Raw genomic sequence first — 5,350 nt, forward strand, 5'->3', positions numbered from 1 at the left:
CCCCCCGCCCCGGCCGCCTGCCCGGCTGCTCCCGGAAAGCCCCGCGAAACCCTGGCAAGGGATTTGAATAACCCCAGCCCCGGGTAGCAGGACGGGAACCTTGGGGGTGGGGCGTGGCGGCGACGGCGGATGGGGTGCAGGCGGGGAGTTGGGCGCAGCAGGCTTCTTTCTACACGTCACCGGCTTCGGTGGCGCTGCTCATGCTGAACCTGCTGGACGGGCTGTTCACGCTGCTCTTCCTGCAGCTGGGGGTGGCGGAGGAACTCAACCCGGTGATGCGCGTGGCGTACGAGCAGTCACCGCTGCTCTTCATGTTCTCCAAGCTGCTCATCGTGAACGCGGGGCTGTGCCTGCTGTGCCTGCACCGCCGGCTCAAGGCCAGCCGCTTCGCCATCCGCGCGGGCGCCGTCGTCTACGCCATCATCGTCGTCTACCACCTGGCCTTCCTCACCCACCTGGTGAGTCACTGGCCCTTCGGGGCATGACGGCTTAGGGCCCAGTGAACGGTCCCCGGCGCGGCAGGTAGGGGGTGCTTGCTTTTCACCTCCGGTCTGTCCCAGGCTTCCCCATAGCTCCGGCCTTCCAGGTTCGGGGGGGGACCATGAACATCACCGACGTCCGGGTGTTTCCGGTCGAAGAGGACAAGCTCAAGGCGTACGTCACCATCACCCTGGATCACTGCTTCGTCGTGCGCGACTTAAAGGTGATCCACGGCTCCACCGGGCTCTTCATCGCGATGCCCGCGAAAAAACGGAAGGACGGGACCTACAAGGACATCGCCCATCCGTTGAACGCGGACACGCGAAGCCAGATGGAGCGCGTCATCCTGATTGAGTACGAGAAACACCTTCACCAGGCGCAGGACGGGACGCTTGGCCCCGTGGCCGCGGAACTCGACTAACGAACTTCCCTTCGGGGCGCGCACGGGTTAGTCAGCGCCCCCATGCAGCCGTCGCGTGACTTCAAGGTGTTCGCCGGGAACTCCAACCCGGCGTTGGCGCAGCGCATCTGCGAGTACCTCCAGCGTCCCCTGGGCAAGGCGACGGTGGACACGTTTTCCGACGGGGAGATCCACGTCGAGATCGGCGAGAACGTGCGTGGACAGGACGTCTTCATCGTCCAGTCCACGTGCCCGCCGACGAACCACCACCTGATGGAACTGCTCATCATGTGCGACGCCCTCAAGCGGGCGAGCGCCGGCTCCATCACCGCGGTGATGCCGTACTACGGGTACGCGCGGCAGGACCGGAAGGTGGCCGCCCGCACGCCCATCACCGCGAAGCTGGTGGCGGACATGCTGGAGGTCGCGGGGGTCAACCGCGTCGTCTCCATGGACATGCACGCCGGGCAGATCCAGGGCTTCTTCAACATGCCCTCGGACCATCTCTATGGCTCGCCGGTGTTCCTGGAGGACATCCGCAAGCGCTTCCCGGAGTCGAGCGAGCTGGTCATCGTCAGCCCGGACGCCGGCGGCGTGGAGCGCGCGCGCGCCTACTCCAAGCGGCTGAACACGGGCCTGGCCATCATCGACAAGCGCCGCCCGCGCCCCAACGCCTCGGAGGTCATGAACCTCATTGGCGACGTGAAGGGCAAGGACGCCATCCTGGTGGACGACATGGTGGACACCGCGGGCACGCTCGCCCAGGCGGCGCTCGCGCTGAAGGACAAGGGCGCGCGCCGGGTGCTCGCGTACGCGGTGCACCCCATCCTCTCCGGCCCGGCCATCCAGCGCATCACCGACTCCGTCCTGGAGGAGGTCGTCTTCACGGACACGGTGCCGCTGGCGGCCAACGCCAAGGCGTGCCCGAAGATCCGCGCCCTGCAGACGGACGCCCTCTTCGGGGAGGCCATCGCGCGCATCCACCGCGCGGACTCGCTGAGCTCGCTGTTCGTCTAGGCACAAGTCCGCCCGGAAGCCGGGCGGCTTGACGAAGGACCCTTGGGGCTGGCATGTCCGGCCCCCTCCACCGGTTCCATGGGCCCTTCACACGGCCCGGGCGCCGTCTTCGGGGCCCACCATGGGGGTGGGATGCCGAGGGCGCCCAGGACGCCGGTGAACCCCGCAGTCCCCACTGAAAAGAGCTTTCTTCCATGGCCACCGACAAGAGCACCCTCGAAGCGCAGGCCCGCGACAACTCCGGCAAGGGCGTTGCCCGCCGCCTGCGTGCGTCCGGCCAGGTTCCCGCCGTCGTCTACGGCAAGCACCTGAAGGCGCCGATCCACATCTCCGTGGACCCCAAGGCCATGCGCGCGGCCATCAACACGCCGCACAAGCTGAACACGCTCATCCAGCTGAAGCTGGCGGGCAATGATCAGCAGGTCCTCCTGAAGGACTACCAGATGGATCCGCTGACCCGCGACATCCTGCACGCGGACTTCATCGCCGTGACCGACAAGGAGCAGGTCAAGGTGAACCTCCCCGTGGTGCTCACCGGCAAGGCCGCGGGCGTGGCGGACGGCGGTCTGCTCACCCAGATCCGCCGCAACCTGGAGGTCTGGGCGCTCCCCGGCGCCATCCCGCTCCAGATTGAAGTGGACGTCACCAACCTGAAGATCGCGGAAGCCATCCACGTCAACGACGTGAAGCTCCCCGAGGGCGTGTCCGTGAAGACGCACGTCAACTACACCATCGCGGTGCTCTCCGCGCCGGAAGCGGCGGAGGCGGCTCCGGCGGCGGCCGCGGCGGCTGCTGCTCCTGCGGCGGCGGGCAAGGCGGCTCCGGCGGGCGACGCGAAGGCGGCCCCCGCGGCCGCGGCGAAGGCCCCGGCGAAGAAGTAGTCCCCTTCCGCCGTCCGGTGTCTCCTTTCGCGGGGCGGGCCTCTTCCAGGGCCTGCCCCGCTGTCTTTTCCGGCCTCGCTTCGTGGGGCCTTGGGTTCGGAGCCTTCCATGAAGCTCATCTGCGGGCTGGGCAACCCCGGGCGCGAGTACGAGCGCCACCGCCACAACGTCGGGTTCATGGTGGTGGACGCGCTGCTCGCGCGCGCCCGCGCGGAGCTCACCCAGGACAAGTTCCAGGCGCGGGTGGGCCAGGGCAGCCTGGGCGGCGAGCGCATCCTCTTCGTGGAGCCGCAGACGTTCATGAACCTGTCCGGCCGCTCCGTGGCGGAGGCCGCGCGCTTCTACAAGGTCGCCGTGCAGGACGTGCTGGTGGTGCACGACGAGCTGGACCTGCCCTTCGGGAGGCTGCAGCTCAAGGCGGGCGGCGGCGCGGGCGGGCACAACGGCCTCAAGAGCATGGTGCAGTGCCTGGGCGAGGACGCCTTCATCCGCGTGCGGGTGGGCATTGGCAAGCCGGAGGGCCCCAACGCCAAGGAGCGCGTGGCGGGCTACGTCCTGTCCAACTTCGACGACGGTGAGCGCCGCCAGCTGGAGGAGCTCATTGGCAAGGCGGCGGACATGGCGGAGAGCTGGGTGCGGGACGGGCTCGCCACGGCGATGAACCGCCACAACCGCCGGGCCTGAAGCGCCGGCCGGCCGCTTGCCCTCCTCCCTTCGCTTGACTTTCCAGGAGGGGTCCTCTTAGAAGCCCCTTCCCCCGGAGTGCGTCCCACGCATTCTCCGGTGGATGTTCTTTCAAAGCTTCCCGTGTTCACGCACGGGCCAAGGCGCGACGGTGACGGGCGCGCGAGAGGATTTCCCGTCCCCGGTGGTGGCCTTCGAGGGCTACCGGCCGTTTCCCCGCTCTCCGGATGGTCCGGAGGGCACTCGACCCCAAGGGGAGAGAAACATGGCAGAGACGCAGGCCGCCAAGCGGCTTCGTGAGTACGAGACCATCTTCCTGGTCAAGCCGGACCTGACCGACGACAACGTGGACAAGCTGAAGGAGCGCGTCCGCGGCATCGTTTCGCGTGAGGGCGGCAAGGTCCTCCGCTTCACGGTGTGGGGGAAGAAGAAGACCCTGTTCCCCGTCGCCAAGCAGCCGCGCGCCATCTACGTCCACACCAGCTTCCTGGGTGACGGCAAGCTGGTGGCGGAAATCGAGCGCAACCTGCGCAACATCGACGAGGTCACCCGCTACATCTCCGTGAAGATCGCGGACGAGGTGGACCCCGAGTCGCGTCCGGTGCTCGAGGACCTGAAGCTGGCCGGCGACGTCGAGGAGACCCGTCCGGGCGCTCCCGCCGAGCGCGAGGGTGGCGGCTTCCGGAGCGAGGCCCCGGAGTTCGCGGCTGTCGATTCGGAAGAGGATTCCCCGGAGGAGGCGTAAGCCTCTTCTGACGGGTCATTCCCCCAACCTTCCAGGAAACGAGAACGTTCATGAGCAACGGCATGGATAGCAAGCAGGGCGCGGGCGCTTCCCGCGGCCCCGGTGGTGGCGGTGGCGGCTACGGCGGCGGTTCGCGCGGTGGCGACCGTGGCGGTGATCGCGGCGGTGACCGCGACCGTGGTGGTGATCGTGGCGACCGCGGCGGCATGGGCGGCGACGACGACAAGCGCGGTGGTCGCGGCTTCGGCCGCAAGAAGGTCTGCCGGTTCTGCGCGGAGAAGAACGCGTCGGTGGACTTCAAGGACCAGGCGACGCTGAAGTACTTCGTCACCGAGCGCGGCAAGATCATCCCCCGCCGCATCTCCGGCAACTGCGCGAAGCACCAGCGTGAGGTGGCGGTGGCCATCAAGCGCGCCCGCGGCATCGCGCTCCTCCCCTACAACGCAGTGGTCGGCTAGTCGCCGGTCCGCAACACAGGAGACAGAAACATGAAGGTCATTCTGCGTGAGGACATCGACAACCTCGGCAAGTCCGGCGAGCTCGTCACGGTGAAGGACGGCTTCGGCCGCAACTTCCTGCTGCCGCGCAAGAAGGCGGTCCTGGCCAGCGAGCAGAACCTGCGTCAGCTGGAGCACGAGAAGTCCGTGCAGACGGCGCGCAACGCCAAGCTGAAGGGCGCCGCCGACGAGCAGGCCAAGAAGCTGGGCGCCGTCAAGGTCACCATCAAGCGCAAGGTGGGCGAGCAGGACAAGCTGTTCGGCTCCGTCACGGTGCTGGACATCGCCGAGGCGCTCGCGGCCCAGGGCCAGCAGGTGGATCGCCGCCAGCTGCACCTGGCCGAGCCCATCAAGTCGCTGGGCAGCTACGACGTGGAGCTGCGCCTGCACCGCGAGGTGACGGCGAAGATCAAGGTCGACGTGGTGGCCGAGTAGTCCACCGCTTCACCTGAAGCGCTCCATCGCTTCAAGCAAGAGGGCCGTCCGGGCAACCGGGCGGCCCTTTTCGCGTCTGGCGGGCCCTGTTGCGTCCGCTTCGCGCCGCGCCCGGTCCGTTCCACGGCATCCGCGTGGAGCCAGCGCGTCCCCCGTGGGTATCTCAGCCGCGGACACCGCCTGGAGGTCCCACCGCATGAGCGCCGCCACC

At 68.2% G+C, this 5,350-nt stretch carries 8 protein-coding genes; all 8 read left to right on the plus strand.

All coding sequences use genetic code 11. From position 1 onward, the window contains the following. Positions 1 to 113: 113 nt before the first annotated feature. The 8 genes from D7X96_RS38565 to rplI all read left to right on the plus strand — a co-directional run bounded on the left by D7X96_RS38565 (position 114) and on the right by rplI (position 5,139). The gene (locus D7X96_RS38565) at positions 114 to 485 is read left to right on the plus strand and encodes a DUF5658 family protein (protein WP_120553099.1); all 372 of its coding nucleotides are present in this window, start codon (positions 114 to 116) and stop codon (positions 483 to 485) included. Between the two features lie 116 nt (positions 486 to 601). Further along, positions 602 to 901, plus strand: coding sequence for a septation regulator SpoVG (gene spoVG, locus D7X96_RS38570; RefSeq protein ID WP_120553100.1), 300 nt, complete (start codon positions 602 to 604; stop codon positions 899 to 901). 42 nt (positions 902 to 943) lie between these two features. Continuing rightward, complete coding sequence (locus D7X96_RS38575; protein WP_120553098.1) at positions 944 to 1,897, plus strand: ribose-phosphate pyrophosphokinase; 954 nt, start codon at positions 944 to 946, stop codon at positions 1,895 to 1,897. A 194-nt stretch (positions 1,898 to 2,091) separates the two neighbouring features. Continuing rightward, positions 2,092 to 2,778, plus strand: coding sequence for a 50S ribosomal protein L25/general stress protein Ctc (locus D7X96_RS38580; protein ID WP_120553097.1), 687 nt, complete (start codon positions 2,092 to 2,094; stop codon positions 2,776 to 2,778). Positions 2,779 to 2,886: 108 nt separating this feature from the next. Further along, positions 2,887 to 3,462 carry an aminoacyl-tRNA hydrolase gene (pth, locus tag D7X96_RS38585; protein ID WP_120553096.1) on the plus strand — a complete coding sequence of 192 codons (576 nt, stop codon included), beginning with the start codon at positions 2,887 to 2,889 and terminating at the stop codon, positions 3,460 to 3,462. Between the two features lie 265 nt (positions 3,463 to 3,727). Beyond that, positions 3,728 to 4,207: a 30S ribosomal protein S6 gene (rpsF, locus tag D7X96_RS38590; protein WP_120553095.1), complete on the plus strand. Its 480-nt coding sequence runs from the start codon at positions 3,728 to 3,730 to the stop codon at positions 4,205 to 4,207. 50 nt (positions 4,208 to 4,257) lie between these two features. Then, positions 4,258 to 4,665 carry a 30S ribosomal protein S18 gene (gene rpsR, locus D7X96_RS38595; RefSeq protein ID WP_120524744.1) on the plus strand — a complete coding sequence of 136 codons (408 nt, stop codon included), beginning with the start codon at positions 4,258 to 4,260 and terminating at the stop codon, positions 4,663 to 4,665. Between the two features lie 30 nt (positions 4,666 to 4,695). Beyond that, positions 4,696 to 5,139, plus strand: a complete 444-nt coding sequence (gene rplI, locus D7X96_RS38600) for a 50S ribosomal protein L9 (protein WP_014395238.1) — start codon at positions 4,696 to 4,698, stop codon at positions 5,137 to 5,139. Positions 5,140 to 5,350 lie beyond the last annotated feature (211 nt).

This window comes from Corallococcus interemptor (assembly GCF_003668875.1).
GTDB lineage: Bacteria > Myxococcota > Myxococcia > Myxococcales > Myxococcaceae > Corallococcus > Corallococcus interemptor.

What these genes read in the sequence shown, in the direction of transcription:
- rpsF (WP_120553095.1), top strand. Translation starts at nt 3,728, where the DNA reads ATGGCAGAGACGCAGGCCGCCAAGCGGCTTCGTGAGTACGAGACCATC.
- D7X96_RS38575 (WP_120553098.1), top strand. Translation starts at nt 944, where the DNA reads ATGCAGCCGTCGCGTGACTTCAAGGTGTTCGCCGGGAACTCCAACCCG.
- rpsR (WP_120524744.1), top strand. Translation starts at nt 4,258, where the DNA reads ATGAGCAACGGCATGGATAGCAAGCAGGGCGCGGGCGCTTCCCGCGGC.
- rplI (WP_014395238.1), top strand. Translation starts at nt 4,696, where the DNA reads ATGAAGGTCATTCTGCGTGAGGACATCGACAACCTCGGCAAGTCCGGC.
- spoVG (WP_120553100.1), top strand. Translation starts at nt 602, where the DNA reads ATGAACATCACCGACGTCCGGGTGTTTCCGGTCGAAGAGGACAAGCTC.
- pth (WP_120553096.1), top strand. Translation starts at nt 2,887, where the DNA reads ATGAAGCTCATCTGCGGGCTGGGCAACCCCGGGCGCGAGTACGAGCGC.
- D7X96_RS38580 (WP_120553097.1), top strand. Translation starts at nt 2,092, where the DNA reads ATGGCCACCGACAAGAGCACCCTCGAAGCGCAGGCCCGCGACAACTCC.